Origin of the sequence: Amycolatopsis sp. NPDC001319, assembly GCF_042896185.1 — a bacterium.
Lineage (GTDB): Bacteria > Actinomycetota > Actinomycetes > Mycobacteriales > Pseudonocardiaceae > Amycolatopsis.
Map to the genome: position 1 here is coordinate 75,516 of NZ_JBIAWY010000003.1, position 20,990 is coordinate 96,505.

Genomic DNA, 20,990 nt, shown 5'->3' on the forward strand with positions numbered 1-20,990 from the left:
AGATCGACGGCAGCCGGCAGCGTGACCTGCGGACGGCGGAGATTGAGGGAGTACCGGTGATTCGGTCGCGTCACTTGTTCCGGGCGGCCGCATTGGCAGTGGTCGCGGTATTGGCCACCGCGTGCGGCTCGGCAGCTCAGCCGATCGACCTGGCCCCGGTGAGTGACGCGGCCTGGCCGATGCCCGCGGACGTCGGCGGCCCCGACGCCTCCGCCGGCGGCTCGTCCGACACCAGCTGCGACCCGACGGCCAGCCTGTCGCCGGCCGGTGCGTCCGCATCGTCGCCCTCGGTGGCGAAGATCAAGGCCCGCGGCAAGCTGATCGCGGGCGTCGACCAGACCACGTACCTGTTCGGCTTCCGGAACCCCAAGACGGGCAACCTCGAGGGCTTCGACATCGACATGGTCAACCAGATCGCCGCCGCGATCTTCGGCTCCGCCGAGGGCCACGTGCAGTTCCGGGCGATCGCTTCGTCGCAACGCGAGCAGGTGCTGAAGGATCACCAGGTCGACATCGTCGTCCGGACGTACTCGATCACGTGCGCGCGGTTGAAGGACGTGGCTTTCTCGTCGGTGTACTACGTCGCCGGCCAGAAGATCCTGGTGCCCAAGGCCTCCAACGCCGAATCCCTGTCGGACCTCAAGGGCAAGCGCGTCTGCGCCACCAAACAGTCGACCTCGCTGGCCAAAATCGCCACCGATCCGGCCCACCCCACCGCCGTCTCGGTCGACAACTGGTCCGACTGCCTCATCATGCTCCAGCAACACCAGGTCGACGCCGTCTCCACCGACGACACCATCCTCGCGGGCATGGCCGCCCAAGACCCCACCGTCAAGGTCGCCGGCGCCCCCATGACCACGGAGAACTACGGCATCGGCATCCCCAAGGACCAGCCGGACCTCGTCCGCTACGTCAACTCGGTCCTCGAAACCACCCGCACCAACGGCACGTGGGCCGCCAGCTACCAGAAATGGGTCGGCGCCCGCCTCGGCCCGGCCACGCCGCCTTCGCCGAACTACAAGTAGTCCGATGCGCCGCGCGACTGGGCCTCTCGCGCCTGGCAGGCCCGCGCGAATGGACCGCTTGCGCCGCTCAAACCGTGCGAGGGGACCGTTCGGGTCACCGCTGCGAGTGAGTGGACCGGCCGCACCGGTCCGGGCGCGCGACTGGACCGGTGGCTGCGGCGCGCGCGACCGGACCGGCCGACCCGAATCCGTCCGCGAGTGGTCCAGTCGCGCCGGTTCCCAGCTCCGCAGGCGGTTCCGTCGGCCGAGCGCCGGGGTGCGGCAGGTCCCTTCGGGCGGACCTGAGGCGTCTGGGCCCCGGCTTCGCGGTGCCCGACTAGGATCAATGAGGGACTTTTTCCGCGGGGATCTCGGGAGGTAGTTGTGTCGGAGGAGCCGCGCCGTCCTCGGCACGCCGCGCCGGACGAGAACGCGGGTGCCGAGACGCCCTCGTGGACTCCGCCGCCGCCGGTTCGCTGGGACACGCCGGAGCCGTCGGTGTCCGGCCGCCTCGACCCGGCCGCTCGGCCGGACCCCGAGTCGCCGACCGTGATCAACACTCCGGTCTACCGCCCGCAGACCCCCGCGCAGGGGGTGCAGCAGCCGTACCAAGGTGGTCCGGGCCAGCCCGGTCAGCCGCAGGGTGGCCAGGGGCAGCCTGGTTCAGGCCAGCAGATGCCGGGCGCTCCCGGTCAGCAGGGCCCGGGCCAGCAGGGGCAACCCGGCTACCCCCAGCCTCCCTACGGCCAGCAGCCCCCGTCGCAGAACCAGCCCTACCCGCCGCACCCGCAATCCCCGCAGTCCCAAGCCCGCGCGTACCCCCAGACACCCGGCTACCCGCCCCCGTCCCACACGGGCCAGCAGCGCCACCCCGCCCGCCCTGGAACCCAGGGCCAGCCGTACCCCGGCGGGCAGTACGCTCCCGGCCGACCGGCTCCCGAGCAGGCCAACCGCGTCGCCGAGCCCTCTTCGCAGCCCGGCCGCCCGGCGGACCCAGGCGTGACCGGCACCCCGGGCCAGGGCAATTCCGCTCAGCCGAACCGCGCCGCTGAGCCGGGCGCCACCGGCACCCAGAACCCAGGCACGTCTTCGCAGCCCGGCCGCCCCGCCGACTCCGCGATCCCCTGGAAGCAAGTCCAACCAGGGCAAGGAACCCGTACCCCCGAAAGCTCCGCGCAGCAGCCGTCCGACGCAGGAAACCGCAGCAGCGAAGCCACGGACCCGAACCAGAGCAGCCGCCAGCCGTCCGAGCAGGCCAACCGCGTGGCCGAACCGAACGCGACCGACGCCGCCCAGCAGCAAGAATCAGGTCCGCAGCAAGACCCGGCGCACGCCGAAAACCCCGAAGCCAAGCCGGAAGATCCCACCCGACCCCCGGGTGACCTGGCTCCGGTCATCCTCCCGCAGTCGCAGCAGCCGGTCGCACCCGTCGATCCGGCGGCGCCGATGCCCACCAGCGTCCTGGCCAACCCGAGCCCCGGTACGCAGAGCATCATGCCGCCGTCGCCGCGTCTGCAGCCGCAGGAGTCGTTGCCGGATCCGGGCACGGACAGCGTCGTCGCCGCAAGCCGCAGCGAAGGCCACGGCACGGGAACCCGCAGCGAAGGCGGTTCCCAGGGGTCTCAGGGCAGCGGCACCGGCTCGTTCCCCGGAACCTCTCGCCGCACCGGCTCCCGGACCTCCAGCCGGCGCTCCCGCCGCGGCCGTCTCGGCGCCGGGCTCATCGACGTTCCGCCCGTGCCGTACCGCGACCCCGCGACGGCCGTGCTCGCGAACCCCGTCGTCTCCGAGGAAAAACGCTTCTGCGGCAACTGCGGTGCGAAGGTCGGCCGCGCCAAGGACGGCAAACCCGCCACCCCCGAAGGCAAGTGCGACAACTGCGGCACGTCCTTCTCGTTCCTGCCGAAGCTTCAGCCCCACGAGCTCGTCGGCGGCCAGTACGAAGTGCTCGGCGCTCTCGCGTACGGCGGCCTCGGCTGGATCTACCTCGCGCAGGACCACAACGTCTCCGATCGCTGGGTCGTCCTCAAGGGCTTGATCGACACGGGCGACGCGACCGCGATGGCCGCCGCCGCCAACGAGATGCGGTTCCTCGCCGAGGTCGAGCACCCGAACATCGTCAAGATCCACAACTTCGTGCAGCACCCGGACGCGCAGACCGGCAACTCCGTCGGCTACATCGTGATGGAGTACGTCGGCGGCCAGTCGCTGCGGCAGCTCGCGCTGCAGCACCACCGGGAGAGCAAGCGGCCGGAGCCGTTGCCGATCGGGCAGGTCATCGCGTACGGCCTCGAGATCCTCCCCGCGCTGGGCTACCTCCACAGCCAGGGCCTGCTCTACTGCGACCTCAAGCCCGACAACGTCATCCAGACCCACGAGCAGCTCAAGCTGATCGACCTGGGCGCCGTCCGGCGGCTCGACGACTACGAGAGCCCGCTGTTCTTCACCACCGGCTACAGCGCGCCCGAGCTGGCGACGCAGGGCGCGTCGATTTCGAGCGACCTCTACACCGTCGGCCGGACGCTCGCCGTGCTGAGCTTCGAGTTCCAGGGCTACACCACGAAGTTCAAGTCGTCGCTGCCCGGTCCCGACGCCGTGCCGCTGTTCGCGCTTTTCGGTTCGTACTACCGCTTTCTCAAGCGCGCGACGCACGTCGACCCCGACCGTCGTTTCCTCGCCGCCGAGGACATGGCCGACCAGCTCACGGGCGTGCTGCGCGAGATCATGGCGCTCGGCACGGGCAAACCGCGGCCCGCCGCGTCGACGGTCTTCGGGCCGGAGAGCCGCGCGTTCGGCGTGCACCTCGTCGTCCCCGAAGCCGGCACGAGCGTGCCGCTGCCCGAGCCCGCCGAGGTCGTCGCCGGCCTGCCGATCCCGCAGGTCGACACGGACGACCCCGCGGCCGGCGTCCTGGCGACCACCACCGCCCTCGACCCGCGCGAAGCCATCGAAGCCCTCGCCGGCGCTCCGCGCGAGTCCATCGAGGTGCGCCTGCGCATCGTCCGCGCGCGCATCGAGCTGGGCGAGTTCGTGGAAGCCCAGCGCCAGCTCCAGGCGGCCCAGTACCTGGCCATCCGCAACGGTTTCCCGCACGACTGGCGCATCGACTGGTACCGCGGCCTCATCGAGCTGGCCGGCGCCCGCCCGCGCGTCGCCCACGTCGCCTTCGAAGCCGTCTACGACGACCTCCCCGGCGAAATCGCCCCCAAGCTCGCCTTGGCGGTGAGCGCCGAGGGCGTCGGCGACTACTTCGGCGCCGCGCGCTACTACGAACTGGTCTGGCGCACCGACCGGACTTACGTCAGCGCCGCCTTCGGCCTCGCCCGCGTCTACCTGGCCCAGGGCGCCCGCGCCGGCGCCGTCGAGGTCCTGGAGATGGTCCCCGCCACCTCCACGCACTACATCGACGCCCAGGTCGCCGCCATCAAGATCAAAACCCAGTCCGGCGCCGCCTCCGAGCAGTCCCGCATCTCCGAACAGGACCTCCTCGACGCCTCCCTGCGCCTCGAACGCCTCAACCTCGACGCCGAACGCCGAACCCGCCTGTCCGCCGAAGTCCTCGAAGCCGCGTACGACTGGCTTCGCACGCCCTCCGCCCCTTCCCCGGCGGAAACCTCGAAGGTCCTGGGGTATGCCCTGGAGGAGCGCGATGTGCGCTTCGGGTTGGAACGGTGCTACCGCACGTTGGCTCGACTGGCGGGATCGACGGAGGACCGGGTCGCGCTGGTGGACAGGGCAAACTCGATCCGACCGAGGACTTTTACGTAGGCCTGCGTTTTGGGGTGGGCTCTGCCTTGGGTGGGCTGTGTCCGAGGCGGACCCTGTCTCAGGAGGCCTCTGCCGGGAGCGGCCTCTGTCCGGGGCTCCTGCCGTGGGCGCGGGCAACTGCCGGGGGCGGAAGTTGAGCCCCCTTGCGCGGTTCCGCTCGCGTAGGCCCACCCGGAGTTTGCGTGGCCGGCGCCGTAGTGGGCACGGGCCTTGGCGGGGGAGGCCTCTGTCCGGCGGCTCGTGTCGCGGGCCCCGATCCTGGGCGCTCACGAGGCCTTCTGTCCAGCTGTAACCGCTCCGCGGCTGACTCTGCCGCCTCCGCCGCAATCACTCTTCCGGGTTGTGGATAACTGCCCCTCCGTAGGCCCTCACCAGCGTTTTGTCGGTGGGGGCCGATAGAATGGACTCGGGGACGCCCCTCGGGAGGGCGGGGGCCTGTCCTCCCGGCTGGGCCCACGGGCAAAGGAGCAGAGCCGACCATCCGGCTCCGCTCCAGCCCCCAGCAATCCCCAGTACCAACCAGCCGTCACAGGCTGTGTGCGTTGATGTCCCCGTACTCCGTCGTCGCCTCGATGGTCAGGGCGGCGTCGCCGGTGTTCTGGAGCGAGTTGCGCACCCGGCCGTAGGACGTGCCCGCGTCCAGGGTGGCCGAGACGCCCGGGGCGGCGGCCACCGAGACGTCGCCGGCCGAGGTGCGCAGCACGACCGAGCCGCGGACGGCTGAAGCGATGTCGATGTTTCCCTTGCCCGTCGTGATCGAAGCGGGGCCGTTGAGGCGGCCGACGGAGACGTCACCGGCCTGAGTGGACAGTTGCAGGCCGGCCGTCTCGTCGAGCTTGACGGCGCCGTGCGAGCCCTCGAACGAGACTTCGCCGAGGCGGCCCACGCCGCGGAAGTCGGCGGCGGCCGCGGAAGCCGAGACGCGCGAGTCGGCGGGCAGTTGCACCGTCACCTCGATCGAGCCCGACGCGCCGAGCATCTGGTTCTTCGCGGTGGCCTCGATGCGCAGCACGCCGTCCGCGAAGCAGACCGTGGTCTGCTCCGCGACCTTCACGTCGCGGGCCTTCGAAGCGTCCGCCGGCCGGACCTCGACGGTGGTGTCCGCGCGGTCCGCGGCGATGACCTGAACGCGCCCCGCGGGGATGGTGACGAAGGCGGAGATCGGGGCGGTGGTGGTGAACTTCTGCATCTGGATCAGCTCCTGTGCTCGTTGTTTCTGACATGAGAAACGCTACGTTGCGTTCAAGAATCAGGCAACAAACTCGTTGCACAACACCAGCATAAGACCAGCTCAGAGACCGACAATCATTGCAATGGCGCAAAATCTAACGCAACAAAGCCGTTGCAATGAACTGAAACAAAACGCTACGCTGAAGATCCAGGCAACCACGACGAGGGAGAACCACATGCCCGGCGGCCGCCTCACCCGGCAAGAGCGTCAGCAGATCGCGCTGGGCCTCGCCGACAGCCTCGCCTACGCGGAGATCGCCCGGCGCCTCGATCGCCCTACGTCGACGATCACCCGCGAGGTCATGCGCAACGGCGGGCCCACCTCGTACCGCGCCGACCTGGCCCACCACGCCACGGAGCACCGCACCCGCCGTCGGAAGAAAGCCGCACCGCCACAGCAAGCAGTCCCGCAAGCCCACGGCCGCGACGCCGAAGCCGTCCGCGAGTACGAGGAGACGTTCACCGTCCTCCTCATGCAATCCGGCCTGCCCCGGATGGCCGCCCGCGTCCTGACCTGCCTCTACATCAGCGACGACGGCAGCGTCACCGCCGCCGAACTCGTCCGCCACCTGCAGGTCAGCCCCGCGTCCGTCTCCAAAGCTGTCTCACTCCTCGACGGCCTGGGCCTGCTCAGCAGGGAACGCGACGAGCGCCGCCGCGAGCGCTACGTCGCCGACAACGACGTCTGGTACCAGTCCGTCCTCGCCAGTGCGCGCGCCAACGCGCAGCTCGCCGAGACCGCGCGCCAGGGCGTTGCGATCCTCGGCCGCGACACCCCAGCCGCCGCGCGCCTGGAGAACATTGCCCGGTTTGTCGATTTCGTCGGCGAGAGCATCGCCCGCGCCGCGGAGCAGGCCCGCGAAATCCTGTACGCGAAACCCGAGCTCAGGGATTGATCTCCCACTCCTGACCGTCCTGCGCGCGCCGCTGCTTCTCGCGGGCGTCGGCCAGCTTCTGCAACGCCGCCGAGTCACCGTGCGTCGTGAAGTGCTCGAACCCGACCGCCACGAACAGGGCGCGCGCGGTCACGGCGATGGGACCGTCGGGGGCGTCGAGGTGACCGTCGGCGGAAACGTAGATCTTGCGCCCCGCCGTGCCGTCCAGGCGGGCCTCGATGTGCAGGGTCGAGCCGACGGGAACGGGCCGGCGGAAGTCCGTCTCGAGCTTGCCGGTCACGGCCGGGCGCCGCAGCAGGTTGCCGACCGCGCTGCCGAGGGCCTCGTCGAACGCGCACGCCAGCAGTCCGCCGTGCGCGAGGCCGGGCGCGCCCTGGTGGGCGGGCGTCACGGTGAACTTCGACAGCACCGTGTGCCCCTCGCCGACGACCGAACGCAGGCGCAGTCCCGCGTCCACCTCGTCGCCGCAGCCGAAACACTCGTCGAAGTGCACGCCGAGCTCGGTGCCGGCGGCGGGGGCCTTCGGGTGCACGGCGGGTGGCTCCACGGACACCGGCGGCCACGGTCCAGAAACACGACTCATGCGCTGACGTTAACCCGCGAGTAGCCGTTCGCGGTACGCGGCCTGACCTGCGGCGTGCGTTTTCCTCAGCGCACAGTAGTCGGAAAATTCCGTACGGTAGAACTTTCTCGACTCACGCTGCCGATTAATCCCAGCCGGACAACACTCGGGAAATGAGCTGTATCGGAGCTACTGGGTCGCGTACGAGGAGGTCGTCGCGGGGATGAGTGAGGCAACGGCGAAGAAATCAGACGTCGACCAGAGAACCGTCAAACGGGCAGTCCTCGCGTCGGCGATGGGTAACGCCACCGAGTGGTACGACTACGGCGTCTTCACCTCGGGCGCCATCGCCACGAGCATCGGCACCGTCTTCTTCCCCGGCGAAGGCAACGCAGTGCTGAAGTCGCTGGCGCTGGTCGCGGTCGGGTTCATCGTGCGGCCGTTCGGCGGGGCGTTCTTCGGCCCGCTGGGCGACAAACTGGGGCGGCAGAAGGTTCTCGCGATCACCATTCTGCTGATGTCGGGCTGTACTTTCCTGGTCGGCGTGTTGCCGACGTACGCGGGGCCGTACAGCATGGGCATCGCGGCGCCGATCGCGATCTTGTTGCTGCGCTTGATCCAGGGCTTCTCCACGGGCGGTGAGTACGGCGGCGCGGCGACGTTCATCGCCGAGTACGCGCCGACGAAACGCCGTGGTTTCTTCGGGTCGTTCCTGGAACTGGGGACGCTGAGCGGCTACGTGCTGGGCAACGTCGTCGTGCTCGCGGTCACGCTTTCCCTGCCGGCCGACCAGGTCGAGGCGTGGGCGTGGCGGATCCCGTTCTTCGTCGCGCTGCCGCTGGGCCTCATCGGTCTGTACCTGCGGTCGCGGCTCGAGGACACGCCGGAGTTCAAGCGGCTCGAGGCTTCCGGCAACAAGCCGAAGAAGGCGCCGCTGAAGGAGACCTTCACCCGCAACTGGCGGATGATCCTGAACCTGATCGGCATCGTGCTGCTGCTGAACATCGCGGACTACATGCTGCTCACGACCATGCCGACGTACTTCACGGATACGTTGAAGATCAACGACAACACGTCGACGTTGATCATCATCGGCGTGGAGCTCGTGCAGGCCGCGATCATCCTGCCGCTGGGCGCTTTGTCCGACCGCATCGGGCGAAAACCGTTGCTGATCACCGCCGCGATCGGGTTCCTGGTGCTGAGCTGGCCGAGCATCAAGCTGATGCAGTCGGGCAGCATCCTGTGGCTGATCGTCGGATTCGGCATCGTCGCGTTCCTGCTGGTGCTGATGCTGGCTGTGATCGGCTCGACGTTCCCGGCGATGTTCCCGACGCGCGTGCGCTACGGCTCGTTCGCGATCGGCTACAACGTCTCGACGTCGCTGTTCGGTGGTACGTGCGGCGTCGTCGTGACGGCCCTGATCCAGGGCACGGGCAACAACGACTGGCCGGCGTACTACCTGATGATCGCCGCCGTGATCGCGCTGGTGCCGATCTTCAAGATCCCGGAGACCTCGCAGGTGCCGATCGAGCAGATCGACACGGCGGACACGGGTGGCAAGCTGGCGGGTGCTACTCGCTGAGGCTCTTTGTGTTCGCGGCCCGTCCCCCTTGCGTGGGGGACGGGCCGCTCTTCTGCCTGCTGTGTCTGCCTGCTGTGTCTACTGTGGACAGCTCTGGGGCTGCTCCGCTCAGCGAACCTCGGCAACCTCGACCGGGCGAGGAGCAGCGAAACGCTTGCGCGCCCAAGTCGCCAGCCCACCGGCGACCACAACAGCTACTACGGTTTCGATCATGAGTGCGGCGAACACCATTTTTGCTTCCTCCTCGAGTTCTCGGGCCGGCTCGCTCTACGTTCGACCGGCTGAGCAACAGTCCATCGGCGGTCTTGGTCGACCACCACAGGAAACATCGCCACGAGGCGCCCGGATATTTCGCCGAAAACCCACCTGGCCGGGGTGACGTCGGCCACCCTGGTTGTGGGGCGGTAACTGTGGTCTGAACAGGGGATTGTCGGCCTCACTGAGTGAGAGGTCTGGGCCGCTGGGGGCTCTGTTTTGTCCCCGACCCGCGCCCCCGGCCCCCGCCCCGGCCTCGGCCCTCGGGCCACCGGCCCCGGCTTCGGCCCCGGGTCACTAGCCGCCCGCCGCCCCCGGCCACACAGCTGGGCACGACCGGCCCACTCGCTCTGCCACCACGACGCGACCGGTCATCTCGCACATTCGACCTGGCGCGGCTGGTCCCCTCACACCGATGCAGCGCGAGGGGACCGCTCGTGCCGCCGGAACAGCGCGAAAGGTCCACTCGCAGCACCGACGTGGTTCGACCAGTCCACTGGCCACGCGAACGCGGCTCGAAAGGTCCAGTCGCGTGGCGGTCGTGGCTCGACCGGTCCGTTCGTGCCGGACCGCGCGACAGGTCCGTTGGCGCTGCGAACGCTGCACGACTGGTCCACTCGCACAGCCGAGGTCGCTCGATGGGCCCCTTCGTGCGGCAGGAGCGGCGCGACTGGTCCGCTCGCGCTGCTGCGAACGCTGCACGACTGGTCCACTGGCGCCGGTGGCGCTGCACGATCGGTCCGCTCGCGCCGGTGGCGCTGCACGATCGGTCCGCTCGCGCCGGTGGCGCGGCACGATCGGTCCGCTCGCGCCGCGGTGGCGCGGCACGACTAGTCCAGTCGCGCAGCCGAGGTCGCTCGATGGGCCCATTCGTGGGGCAGGAGCGGCGCGACTGGTCCGCTCGTGTCGGTCGCGCGGCACGATCGGTCCGCTCGTGCTGGTGGCGCTGCACGACTGGTCCACTGGCGCTGGTGGCGCTGCACGACTGGACCAGTCGCGCAGCCGAGGCGGCTCGATGGGTCCCTTCGTGCGCCAGGAGTGGTGTGACTGGTCCGCTCGCGCTGGTGGCGCGGCACGATCGGTCCTTTCGCGCGGGTGACACGGCGCGGCCGGTCCACTCGCACCGGTCAGTCGGACTCAACGGTCCTCTCGTGCGGGCGGCGGTGTCTCAGCGGGTCGTGGCGATCGGGGGTGCGCCCGCGTGCGTGGGGATTGTGGTGGCCGACGGCGGAAGGCGGACGGGCGTGCGCGGGCTCGACGGAAGGGACGCCGGCGGCTGGCCCGGCGCCTGGACCGCGGAACGGCTCGGCGTCGGGGCACCGGGCGGACGGGCAGTCGTGTCGGCGGTGGGTGGGGCGGTCGGCAGGGAGCTCGACGGGGGAGGCGTCGGCGCGATGGTCGACAGGCCGGGGCCGGCGGGCTGGACGGGCGCCGTCGGGCCGTGGCGGCCGACGGCCAAGCTCACGGCGAGGCCGGCCACGACGAGGACCGCCGCGGTGGCCACGGAGCTGCCGGCCACGGCCAGGCGCTTGCGGCGGCGTCGGATGCGGGCGCCGTCGCTGATGACGTCGGCGGCGGAGAGGGTGAGGGGTGGGCCGTCCGGGAGGGTGGAGAACAGGGCGCGGACGTCGGTGTCGGAGCTGGTGTCGGCATCCGAGCCGAGGTCGAAGCCGGGGTTGGAGATCGAGCCGAAGTCGGGATGCGAGTCGTAGTCGAAGTCGCGGCCGGAGCCAGCGCCAGCCGAGGTGCGGCTGGAGCCAGAGGTGTAACCAGAGCCAGCTGAGCCAGAGCTGCGGCCAGAGCCCGAGCCAGCCGAGCCGGAGCCAGCTGGGCCCGAGCCAGCCGAGCCGGAGCCCGAGCTAGCTGGGCCCGAGCCAGTCGAGTCGAAGTCGCGGCCATGGCCTTCCGAACCGAAGCCACCTGAGCCCATCGAGTCGCCGCCGAAGCCGTCCGAGCCGCCTGAGCCCGAGCCGCCAACCCCGCCGGAGCCCCAGCCGTCAGCTGCACCCAAGTCGTCAACGCCACCAAAATCGCGGTTCACCAGAACAGTCACCTCCCTCCAGGAATAGCCATGGCCGCGAAGTGCGGTCCCAGCCGGTTGCGCAGAGTGGCCAGGCCGCGGGCGGCCTGGCTCTTCACCGTGCCGGTGCTGCAGCCGAGGGTGGCGGCCGTCTCGTCGACGGACAGGTCCTCGAAGTAGCGCAGCACCAGCACGGCGCGTTGACGGGGCGCCAGCACCGCGAGGGCCTGGCGCACCAGCATGTCGTGTTCGGTTTCGGTGTCCGTGGTGGGGACGTCGGGGGGTGCGTCGGTCAGGCGTTCCCGTTTCCAGCGGCTGCGGCGGTTCTCGGCGAGGAACGTGCGCAGGACGATCTTGCGCGCGTACGCGTCCAGGCTGTCGTGCCGGGACAGGCGCGGCCACGCGAGGTACAGCTTCAGCAGCGCCGCCTGCGTGAGGTCCTCGGCGCGGTGCCAGTCGCCGCACAGGAGGTACGCCGTGGCCCGCAGGCTGTGCGCGCGCTCGCCGAAGTACCGGGCGAACTCGCCGTCCCACGGCGAGCTCGGCCCGGGCACCGGACGGGAGCGGGAGATCACCTGAGCGATCAGCCCCAGATGTCCGGCAGGTTCAGGTCACCGGTCGGCCCCGCCGGGATCGCCGTGGGCACGCGCACGCCGCCCGGCGCCGTCACGCCCGGAGCCTGCGGCGGCACGCGCGACGGCACCGCGGTCGGGGGCGCCACCTCGGTCGGACGCTGCGTCGGCAACGTCGGCCGCGTCGCCTCCGTCGGCGGCGCCTGGACGGGCGAGCTCGGCTGCGCCGTCGGCGGCGCCGGCTGGGCGAACGCAACCGCCCCACCCGTCACGGCACTCCCGGCCAGCAGCAATGCCCCGACGCTCAACGCGAAACGAATACGCACAACAGCTCCTCAACTCACGAGCACCCCGGTCGGCGGCGCCTCTTCTGCCCTAGTCATGCCGCCGGCGCCACGGCGGGTTGCATCGAGTTCGCCAAGTTTTTCCCGCACCCAGCGCCGGCGTTCGCGCCCGGATCGCGACGACTGCGCCGACACCCCGCCTCACCCGATGCGCGGCCAAGCCGGGCCGCCGTGCCCACCGGCACCGGCTGGCCCGTGATCGACCATGCCCCACACCACGCTCGGCCAAGCCGAACGGCTGGTCCCGTCGGCACCAGCCGTCCCGTCGGGCTCCATGATCTTCCGCGGCCAGGCGTCGACGTGCACCCAAACTGGGCCCCGCTGGCCACCGGCAACCGTCGGCCCGCCGGACACCGCAGTCGACCACCCGAGAACTCGGGCCCAGTTCCTCACCCGGTCACAAGGTCCGCAACTCAACCGCGCCCTGATCGCAAACGCTTGCGCCTCCCCAGAACGACCCCACCAACGACAAACGGCCGGAGGCACCAACCCCCGGCCGTTCACCGAAAACCGCGAAAACTCACACTGCCGACAACTTGCTCCACGAAGCCCAGTCGTACGTCCAGTCGCTGTAGTCGCCGTCCTTCGATGTCAGGGTCTGGGTGCTGCCGGTGATCTCCACCGGGTCGCCCGGCAGGACGCTGTCGTAGTAGATCTTCGCGTTGGCGGGCGACAGGTTGAGGCAGCCGTGCGAGATGTTCTTCTTGCCCTGTGCCCAGATGGAGCCCGCGAGGCCGTGGATGAACTCGCCGTTGTTGGAGATGCGGACGGCCCACGGGACGTTGACGTCGGTGTAGCCGTAGCGCGGGTTGCTCATCGAGTAGGTCGCGTGCTTCGACATGACCACGTGCACGCCGCTGTGGGTGACGCGGCCCGGGTCGGAGTCGAGGCCGTAGCTGACCGGGAAGTCCATCACCTGCTTGCCGTCGCGGATGACCTGCATGCGGTGCTGCGTGGTGTTGCCCTTGACGATCTGCGAGCGCCCGATCTTGAAGCTCGCGGAGAGGTCCTGGCGCCCGTACGTGCCGCCGCCCATGGGCACGCCGTAGATGTTCGCGTTCACCTTCACCTCGGTGCCCGGCGCGAAGTACTCCTTCGGCCGCCAGTGCACGGAGGTGTCGCCGTTGAGCCAGGCCCACGAGCCCTCGGTCTTCGGCGTGGTCTCCACCGACAGCGCCTTCTCCACCGACGCCTTGTCCTTCACGGCGCTCGGGAACGTCAGCGCGATCGGCATCGCGATGCCGTACGTCTGGCCGTCGCCGACGTTCAGGCTGCCCGCCATCTGCCGGCGCGGCTTCACGGTGGTGAAGGCGCCGCTGATCTGCACCTGCTTGCCGTCGCTGCCGGTCGCCTGGCCGGACCAGGTGTACGTCTTGCTGTAGCCCAGGTCCTCGGTCGTGGACCAGCTCGTCTTGTCCGCCGACGGCTGGCCCTGCACCTGCTTGCCGTCCGGGTTCGTCAGCGTGACGGAGTCGATCGTGCCGTCCGCGACGCTCACCTTCACCGGATCACCCGGCGCCACGTCCTTGGCGTTCGCCGCGGGCGCGAGCGTGATGCTGGCAGGCTTGGCGACCGGCGCGGCCTTCGTCGGGCCCCCGCCCGTGTTGCCGCTGGCGCTCACGGTGGCCGGATCGCTGCTGCACGCACCGAGCGCGAGCGCGGCGACGACCCCCAGAACCGCGATGCCCGCTCTCCGGCGCGCGAAGTTTCGGATAGTCACACCGATCCCCAATCTCCCCTGGACAACCCCAACCACCCAGACGTCCCGAAGAGCCCGAACGTTGATCGATCGAATAGTGACCAATGTCACACCGACTCTCATCATGCTCACGTACGGGGTCCAGACGACTCCGGGACGTGCACGGTGATGTCCGGCGCGCCGTGCTCGATCAGCGTAACCGGCACCACTGACAGCGCTGCGTAGGCGGCGATACGACGTTCCGGTGACGTGCGAGTCTGTGAACCGATCCGCGAGATCACGGGCTTCAGATTTGGCCAGATCCCGGTAGGCTGCTGAGCAGGCCGTCGTTTTGCGTGTTCGTGGCTTCACACTCGCGGAACTTCTGACGCGAGCCGTGGGGCCCGACAGCTCTTCGCTCGACTCGTTGGAACCGCCCGGGACGGCCGGGGTGCCGCTTCGGTGGCATTCGAAGCGGATCTGTTACGAGGAGTACAGCGGTGGCGCAAGGCACTGTGAAGTGGTTCAACGCGGAGAAGGGCTTCGGCTTCATCGCTCAGGATGGCGGTGAGGGTGACGTGTTCGTGCACTACTCGGAGATCGACGGGCGCGGCTTCCGCACCCTCGAGGAGAACCAGCGAGTGGAGTTCGAGGTCGGCCAGGGCCAGAAGGGCCCCCAGGCCCAGAAGGTCCGCCCGATCTGAGACAGGCCCAACGCGTTTTCTCAGGCCTGAGTAAGGAACTCCCGGCGAGTCGCTCGCCGGGAGTTTCTTTTTGTTGTTGTGTGACACCGTTTTGTTGACACAGCGTGGTTTCCCTGACGCAGCGTGACTTCCGGTCACGGAAAAGCCCCCGGCGCTGGTGCACCGGGGGCTTTCTCGGCTGCGTTCGTCGCGCTTCGGTCAGCGGGGGAGAAGCGGTTCGTCGAAGGAACCCTGGGGGAAGCTGAACTCGTCGGTCATGGCGTCGGAGTGCCGGCGATCCTGCGCCGACGCAGCCTGGCCCTCCCAGGAGAGGCGCTCCAGGATCCACTCCATCGCCAGCGCCTGCGGGGAGATGTCGCGCTCGTTGGCGATCTCCTTGAGCTGCTGGCTCGCGATGAGGTTCATGCGCAGCTGGTAGACCTGCGCTTCGCCGAAGCGCTTGCCGGTCCCGGTGCTTTCGGGGTCGGAGTCCGGAGCGAGAGCCGCGAGGTAGCTGGTGAGCTCCTTGTCCTCGACGACTTCTTCGCCCGCCGGCTTGGCGGCGTTGCGGTGCCGTCCGGACGAGACGGCCTTGAGGTTCGTACGGCTGCCGAGGCGGCCGAGTGAGGGAAGAGGCACCCGGACACGATAACGGTTGGGTCTCGGCAAACAAACGACTGTGAGACACGACACAAGCAATTCGGTCGCTCATTGAGCCTATTCGATCACCTGAACAGCCCAGCGGTAAACGCTGTTCAATGACCGTCTGTGGATGTGCTGTTCACGCGTTGCACAAGGCGGGTTTCAGCAGGTCGACACGTAAAAGTGCAGAAATGGAGAGACCCCCGCGCCAGGGGGAGGAACGCGGGGGTCGGAGGGGATCTCCACAGGCGCTGACCGGGGGTGTGTCAGCACCATCGATTGTTGCACGAGTTCCGGGCTTGGGCGAGTGGAACCCGTGAGAAATCCACACTCCGGTTCACATTCACGATCTTGTGAATGTGTCCGGCGATTGCGCAGGGTTGTGCGGAGAGTGTTCCCAGGTTCACTCTCCGGGGGGCTGCCTGTGGCGCTTTCCTCTGGTTAGCCTCGCGGCCAGTTGTTCAGAACCGGGCGGAGGGGCCATGAGCGGGTCTGTGGAAGTTCGACAGTTCCTCCTTCGGTACGAAGGTGCCGATGGCGGAAGCACGTCGCTGACCGGCGGCGGCGTGCCGGCGCAACGCGGGGCCACCGACGGCCAACGCGTCTCCGATGACCAAGTGCGGCGCGCCCGCCTTGCCGTCGCCAACGGCGCACTGGGGGTCGAGGACTGCGCCCAGCTGTTGGAGATGCTCGGCCTCGATCTCGAGGAGGGCGGACAGGCGCCGGTTCAGCGCTGAGGTCTGCCGTCGGCCGGGGTTCGGGTCGTGCGGTGGCTCGGTGTGGGCTGTCGTGTGACTTGTTGACGGATCTCGAGGTGTCTTGGGTGTCTCCGGGTTGATCGATGCCCGGTTGGGGGCGACGGCCGGCCGGCTCGCCCCGCCGGCGCGGAGGATCACTGTTGTCGCAGGTCATGAGCTTGCCGGAGAGTTAGTCACCCCCCGGTGTGAGGCGGTGGGGGCGTGCCCTATGCTTGTAATCGCTCCCGGGGGAACCTGAGAGCGCGGTCGGTCGGTTCGCCGAAACCGGCTGGGCTCCCATCGTTCAGTGGCCTAGGACTCCGCCCTTTCAAGGCGGCAACGCGGGTTCGAATCCCGTTGGGAGTACGCAGTACCGTAGTACCAGCAAGGCCCTGTGGCGCAGTTGGTTAGCGCGTCGCCCTGTCACGGCGAAGGTCGCGGGTTCGAGTCCCGTCAGGGTCGCAAGATCGTTCGGCTGCTAGCCGGCGTTCCCGGCCAGGTAGCTCAGTTGGTACGAGCGTCCGCCTGAAAAGCGGAAGGTCGCCGGTTCGACCCCGGCCCTGGCCACCGTTCTGATCAGCCAAAACAGCCCCCGCCCCACTCGGACGGGGGCTGTTTCGTGCGTCAGGTGCCCAAAGAGGTGCCCAGTAGGTGCCTCACGCGGCCTTCCAGAAGTACTCGTTGAGCTGCCCGGCGACGTCTTGGCGAAGAGCCTCCGTCACGTGCTGGTAGCGCTTCTTCATGCTCTCCGTGGACCAGCCCATCATCTGCATGACGACGCGAGGGTCTACACCGAGCAGCAGCAGCACTGTGGCCGCGGTGTGGCGTGCGTCATGCAGTCGCGCCGGCCGCACCTTCGCTTCGGCGAGCAGCTCGCACCAGGTGCCGTAGTCGGCCCTCGGATCGATCGGGTTGCCCGTGGGCTGAGTGAACATCCACCCGCCTTCCTGCCACTCGCTGCCCGCGTGCTCCCGGGCGCGCTGCTGCTGCTCTTCGTGGCGCTCGATCAGGCCGAACAGCTCGTCAGGAAGCGTCCACGTTCGGCGGCCGGCGCGCGACTTCACGTCGACCTCGACGAGTCCGCCACCGTGCCGCTGAGGACACATTCGCGCGTGTTCCACGCAATCGGGCGGGCACGGTGGCGGGCACGGGCGCGTGTGCTTCGCGCAGGGCTCCTTACACGGTTTGGTCTTGTGGTACTTCGCTCCGCACGCATTGAAGTCGTCGCATCCGTGCTTCCACTTCTGCCGCTGAATCGCCTTCCGAACGCGCAGCGTCTTCCGCTTCTTATCCAGAGCGGTCCACTTGAACCCGAGCGATTCCCCCTGCCGCGCGCCGAGAGCCAAAGCGATGACGTACCTAACGCCGTTCGGCCTTTTCAGCGCTGCCGTGATGACGTTCTGGACGTCCTCTAAATCCAAAGGCTCAATTTCTTCTTCCTCGACGCGCGGGGCACGTGCGAGCCGGACGACGTTGCGGAACACAATGCCGCGCCGTTCTGCTTCCCCGAACGCGGTCCTGGCCGTCCGGTGGACCTGGTGCACGGTGGCGGGCTTGAGCTTCGCTTCCAGCATCTTCGCGTACAGCTTCTCGAAGTGGTCGGGCTCGATCTGGCGAAGCCAGTGCGCGCCGACGCCGGGCACGAGGTGCTTGTAAACGGCCGTCTTGTAGCCCACAACCGTCTTGTACCGCGCGGTGAGCGGCGCGATGTTCTCAACCCAGTGAATGAGCCAGGCGTCTACCTTCCACTTCCTGCCCTTCTTTCGGACAGTGCCGTTGTCGCGCTCGTTGAGCAAGGCTCGATATTCCTCGCGAGCTTCCGTTTCGTCGCGGCGCTTCACGTGACGACGATCCGGCTTGCCGTTGTCGAGAACTCCAACGGTGACCTTCGCATGCCAGTAGCCGTCATATTCGCTGTAGTAGAAGCTCCCTTCGCCGTTCGGATTGCGCGTACCTTCGGGGCGCTTGCTGCGTGCCACTTGAATTTCCTCCTAGGCGGCTTTTTGCGTGGTGTCGCCGGCGACCAGGCGGGCGGCGAACGCGTCGATGGCGGATACGGAGATGCGGCGGAGCCGGCCGATGCGGACGGATTCCAGCTCGCCGGAGCGGACCAGGCTGTAGGCGGTGGTGCGGCCGATGCCGAGCCGTTCCCCGGCCTCTTCAACGGTCAGCAGAACCCGCGGCGGCAGCGGCCGGGGCGCCGGCCGCGCGTCGGCGACGTGCTGCGTGGCGAGGCGTTCGGCGAGCTGGGCGAGGCCGGCGGCGAGTTGGGCGATGTCGTTGGCGGTAGCCATTGGTGGTGAGCCCTTCGTGCTGCGGTGCGGTGGGTGGTGGCGATGCGCACGGGGTCCTCCTTGGTACGTAGGAAACGAAGGAACGAAGTAAGTGCCTGACCTGGGGTTTCTTCGGAGACTTAGTTCGTTCGGTACGAACTAATGAAGTCCGGTAGTCGGCGTTTGTGCTGGTCAGCGAGTTTGTTCGTTAGTTCGTTTGGTTCGTCGAGTTGTCGGGGGCGCGGGCGGTGTAGACCTCGCTCGGACGGCCCCGGCCACTGGCCGATGGGCGCGTGGTGACGGTGATCTGCCCGGCCGCCCTGAGCTGGTCCAGCAGCGTGGTGACCTCGGCGGCCGGGGTGTTGCCGCGGAAGTACTCCGCCGTAATCGCCTTCCTCGTCCGCCCGTCGGCCCCGGCCGCGCCGATCCACGCGGCGAGCTTCGCCAGGGCGGAAGTGTCGGTGAAGACGGCGCGGGCAGAGGCGATGGAGTAGCGGACCAGCGCGGCCGCGGCGGTCAGGTGCGCCACCCCGATCGTCGACGTGCCGTCGAGCGCCGCGTGGATGCCGGCGATGCGCAGGCAGTTCGGGGCCGCCCGGGAGGAGAACTCTTCCACCGGTCCGCCTTCGGCGTCGCCGTGGTCGCCCCCGAGTTCGATGTAGAGCCGCCGCCACAGCTCCACCGCGTCGTCGGTGAACCCGAGCGTGCCGAACGTCGCGCCGGTCATCAGTCGCTCGCGTAGCTCGGAGCCGAGCCGTTCGATCAGGTTCGGGTCCGCGCCCTGGGAGAAGGGCAGGAACTGGCACTGCGCGACGGCGATGGGCAGGAACCGGTTGTAGGTGCCGCCGGCGAGGTCGGAGGCGGACACCTTGGCGCGGAACTCCTTCGGGGTGATGTGCCCGAGGATGCCGACGTGGGTGTCCTTGGCGATGCGGGCGGACACGGCGAGGGTGGACAGGTCCCCGCCGTCCCACGCGTTGCGCAGGGTGGCAGACAGCGAGTTGCCCTCGCGCTTCATGCGCTGCATGACCCCGGCCCACTCCGCCTCGAACACCAACAGCCGCTTGTCCCCCGGCGGGAGCGCGCCGGGTGCGCGCTTGCCGTCGTCGTCGGGGCCGTCCTCGTCGGCGGCGAACATCGCGGCAAGCCCTTCCCCGGAGGTGAGTCCGGAGCGGACGTTGACCGTCATGAACTCCGCGTCCGCGGCGGTGAGCACCCGCCGTGCCGAGCCCCACCCGGCCCCCTTCCGGCCGCCCCCGGTGCGGCCGACGATCAGCGGCCACACCAACAGTGGGTGCGAATCGTCCCCGGCCCGCACGTGCGGAGACCGTCCCAAGTGGACACCCGCCGCGCAGAGCAGGGAGGCGAGGATGCCGATCGGGTCCGCCTCCGTCGTCGGGGCGATCTGGTGGGTGATCCACCCGAGGTAGGTGTCATAGACGGCGGAGTCCAGACCGGGCAATGCCTTGCGGGCGTGGGCGACCTGCGCGCGGGCGCGTTCCTCGGTGTCGGTCAGGGTGGCGGTCGCGGGCATGTCACCTCCTGCGGTGGCGGGGTGGGGCGGGACCGACCGCAGGGGCCGGGCGGGGCTGGTCATCGGCGTGGTTCCTTCCGATGGGCGGGCGGGGTCAGGCCGCGGTGGTCGGCGTGGTCATCACGCGGCTCGGCGACGGGCGACGGGGTTGCGGATGCCGGCGGTCAGGCCGGCGTCGACGACGCGGGTGATCTCGCGGTCGGTGCAGTCGCATCCGGCGGTGACCATGTGCCCGGCCGCCTCGATCAGCGCAGCGCGGGCGGTGGTGTGGTCGATCAGCTCGGCTCCGACCTTGCGGCCGATGGTGTAGGCCGCAGCCGACAGGACGGCGTTGTGGGTGTCTGGCCCGGCCGCACGGACGCGTTCGCACTCCCCGGCGAGTGCCGCGGACCCGTAGCGGGTGGGGGCGGTGGAGCGGATCTGGACGGGCGCTGAGTTGGCCGTAGACGGACGTTCGGCCGCGGCCTGGACTAACCACCCCGGCAACTCGACCGGGTCGGTGTCGTCGGCGAGTTCATACGCGCCTTCCTCGGTGACCGACCCCGGTCCTGCTGCGTATCCGCCGCCTGCCCGGACGTCCACATTGGCCGCCACCTTGCCCTGCGAGTTGCGCAGCGTGGTGCCGGCCGGGGCGAGGTAGTACAGGTGGCGGCCACCGGACGGCGTGGTCACGGTGTAGGTCGCCGGCAGCGGGCCGCCCCGTTCGGCGGCCAACGCCGTGAGTGCGCTCCAGCCGTCCGGGCCGGGCTTGCCCTCGTCGGGGACGTCGGTGTCGACGACGACCAGCCGTGCCGGGCCGGTCGCCACGGCGATGTTGAACCGGCCGGACTCCCAGCAGCGGCGGATGCGGTCGGTGTCGCGGTGTGCGCGGTTCTCCCAGTCCTTGACCATCGGGCGGTTCTTCGTGCCAGGGGCGAGCGGGAAGATCGGCCACCCCATCCCGGCGAGGTAGAGCGCCCATTCCAGCAAGTCGTTGCGTTCCACAGTGGACAGTCCTTCCGGGTCGGTTACGGGCCGGGCGGATACGGCGGTGGTGGCGGTGTGCGTGCTCAAGGGCAAGTCCTGACGTCAGTCACTTTGGGTGACGGCCTTAGGGTGCGCGGGACCTAGCCCTAGAAGTCCGGAGGTGTGGCGGTCCCGGGGTTTCGGGGCTTGGAGGGTGTTTCCGCAGGTGGGCGCTAGGTCGCTAGGGTGCTGGTCAGAGGTGGCG

The 20,990-nt window shown here is 69.3% G+C and carries 17 protein-coding genes and 3 tRNA genes; 9 read left to right on the top strand and 11 right to left on the bottom strand.

Annotated elements, in window-relative coordinates; translation table 11 throughout:
• Positions 1–56: 56 nt before the first annotated feature.
• Positions 57–1,025 (top strand): glutamate ABC transporter substrate-binding protein, encoded by a 969-nt coding sequence (locus ACFY1H_RS10715; RefSeq protein ID WP_366577638.1) that lies wholly within the window; start codon positions 57–59, stop codon positions 1,023–1,025.
• A gap of 1,425 nt (positions 1,026–2,450) precedes the next feature.
• Positions 2,451–4,772, top strand: coding sequence for a tetratricopeptide repeat protein (locus ACFY1H_RS10720; protein WP_366577916.1), 2,322 nt, complete (start codon positions 2,451–2,453; stop codon positions 4,770–4,772).
• A 526-nt stretch (positions 4,773–5,298) separates the two neighbouring features.
• On the opposite strand, the gene ACFY1H_RS10725 is transcribed toward ACFY1H_RS10720, so the two are convergent.
• Positions 5,299–5,961, bottom strand: coding sequence for a DUF4097 family beta strand repeat-containing protein (locus tag ACFY1H_RS10725; protein ID WP_386946040.1), 663 nt, complete (start codon positions 5,959–5,961; stop codon positions 5,299–5,301).
• Between the two features lie 217 nt (positions 5,962–6,178).
• Between ACFY1H_RS10725 and ACFY1H_RS10730 the strand changes: the two genes are divergently transcribed.
• The gene (locus ACFY1H_RS10730) at positions 6,179–6,898 is read left to right on the top strand and encodes a helix-turn-helix domain-containing protein (protein WP_386946041.1); all 720 of its coding nucleotides are present in this window, start codon (positions 6,179–6,181) and stop codon (positions 6,896–6,898) included.
• On the opposite strand, the gene ACFY1H_RS10735 is transcribed toward ACFY1H_RS10730, so the two are convergent.
• On the bottom strand, positions 6,888–7,481 hold the full coding sequence (locus ACFY1H_RS10735; RefSeq protein WP_366577644.1) for a PaaI family thioesterase: 594 nt from the start codon (positions 7,479–7,481) through the stop codon (positions 6,888–6,890). The two genes, ACFY1H_RS10730 and ACFY1H_RS10735, sit on opposite strands and share 11 nt — an antisense overlap.
• 202 nt (positions 7,482–7,683) lie before the next feature.
• Here ACFY1H_RS10735 and ACFY1H_RS10740 point away from each other — a divergent pair, with 202 nt between their 5' ends.
• Entirely contained in the window at positions 7,684–9,042 is a 1,359-nt protein-coding gene (locus tag ACFY1H_RS10740; RefSeq protein ID WP_366577646.1) for an MFS transporter, read from the top strand.
• Between the two features lie 1,423 nt (positions 9,043–10,465).
• Here ACFY1H_RS10740 and ACFY1H_RS10745 read toward each other — a convergent pair.
• The 4 genes from ACFY1H_RS10745 to ACFY1H_RS10760 all read right to left on the bottom strand — a co-directional run bounded on the left by ACFY1H_RS10745 (position 10,466) and on the right by ACFY1H_RS10760 (position 13,947).
• Positions 10,466–11,308, bottom strand: a complete 843-nt coding sequence (locus ACFY1H_RS10745; RefSeq protein WP_386946043.1) for a hypothetical protein — start codon at positions 11,306–11,308, stop codon at positions 10,466–10,468.
• A 38-nt stretch (positions 11,309–11,346) separates the two neighbouring features.
• Positions 11,347–11,892, bottom strand: a complete 546-nt coding sequence (locus tag ACFY1H_RS10750) for a SigE family RNA polymerase sigma factor (RefSeq protein ID WP_386946045.1) — start codon at positions 11,890–11,892, stop codon at positions 11,347–11,349.
• An 8-nt stretch (positions 11,893–11,900) separates the two neighbouring features.
• Positions 11,901–12,215, bottom strand: a complete 315-nt coding sequence (locus ACFY1H_RS10755; RefSeq protein WP_386946047.1) for a hypothetical protein — start codon at positions 12,213–12,215, stop codon at positions 11,901–11,903.
• A 538-nt stretch (positions 12,216–12,753) separates the two neighbouring features.
• Positions 12,754–13,947, bottom strand: a complete 1,194-nt coding sequence (locus ACFY1H_RS10760; protein WP_386946859.1) for an Ig-like domain-containing protein — start codon at positions 13,945–13,947, stop codon at positions 12,754–12,756.
• Positions 13,948–14,411: 464 nt separating this feature from the next.
• On the opposite strand from ACFY1H_RS10760, the gene ACFY1H_RS10765 reads away from it, so the two are divergent.
• The gene (locus ACFY1H_RS10765; protein WP_020669570.1) at positions 14,412–14,615 is read left to right on the top strand and encodes a cold-shock protein; all 204 of its coding nucleotides are present in this window, start codon (positions 14,412–14,414) and stop codon (positions 14,613–14,615) included.
• Between the two features lie 198 nt (positions 14,616–14,813).
• On the opposite strand, the gene ACFY1H_RS10770 is transcribed toward ACFY1H_RS10765, so the two are convergent.
• Positions 14,814–15,233, bottom strand: coding sequence for a hypothetical protein (locus ACFY1H_RS10770; RefSeq protein ID WP_364044635.1), 420 nt, complete (start codon positions 15,231–15,233; stop codon positions 14,814–14,816).
• Between the two features lie 485 nt (positions 15,234–15,718).
• Between ACFY1H_RS10770 and ACFY1H_RS10775 the strand changes: the two genes are divergently transcribed.
• From ACFY1H_RS10775 to ACFY1H_RS10790, 4 genes are all read left to right on the top strand, one after another.
• Positions 15,719–15,973: a hypothetical protein gene (locus ACFY1H_RS10775; RefSeq protein ID WP_386946049.1), complete on the top strand. Its 255-nt coding sequence runs from the start codon at positions 15,719–15,721 to the stop codon at positions 15,971–15,973.
• A 293-nt stretch (positions 15,974–16,266) separates the two neighbouring features.
• A tRNA-Glu gene (locus tag ACFY1H_RS10780) sits at positions 16,267–16,339 on the top strand.
• 22 nt (positions 16,340–16,361) lie between these two features.
• Positions 16,362–16,435, top strand: a tRNA-Asp gene (locus ACFY1H_RS10785).
• A 31-nt stretch (positions 16,436–16,466) separates the two neighbouring features.
• A tRNA-Phe gene (locus ACFY1H_RS10790) sits at positions 16,467–16,540 on the top strand.
• Positions 16,541–16,629: 89 nt separating this feature from the next.
• On the opposite strand, the gene ACFY1H_RS10795 is transcribed toward ACFY1H_RS10790, so the two are convergent.
• The 4 genes from ACFY1H_RS10795 to ACFY1H_RS10810 form a co-directional block, all read right to left on the bottom strand.
• On the bottom strand, positions 16,630–17,952 hold the full coding sequence (locus tag ACFY1H_RS10795; RefSeq protein ID WP_386946051.1) for a tyrosine-type recombinase/integrase: 1,323 nt from the start codon (positions 17,950–17,952) through the stop codon (positions 16,630–16,632).
• A 12-nt stretch (positions 17,953–17,964) separates the two neighbouring features.
• Positions 17,965–18,267, bottom strand: a complete 303-nt coding sequence (locus ACFY1H_RS10800) for a helix-turn-helix domain-containing protein (RefSeq protein ID WP_386946053.1) — start codon at positions 18,265–18,267, stop codon at positions 17,965–17,967.
• Between the two features lie 187 nt (positions 18,268–18,454).
• Positions 18,455–19,780, bottom strand: coding sequence for a DUF3987 domain-containing protein (locus ACFY1H_RS10805; RefSeq protein WP_386946054.1), 1,326 nt, complete (start codon positions 19,778–19,780; stop codon positions 18,455–18,457).
• Between the two features lie 120 nt (positions 19,781–19,900).
• Complete coding sequence (locus tag ACFY1H_RS10810) at positions 19,901–20,833, bottom strand: bifunctional DNA primase/polymerase (RefSeq protein WP_386946056.1); 933 nt, start codon at positions 20,831–20,833, stop codon at positions 19,901–19,903.
• Positions 20,834–20,990 lie beyond the last annotated feature (157 nt).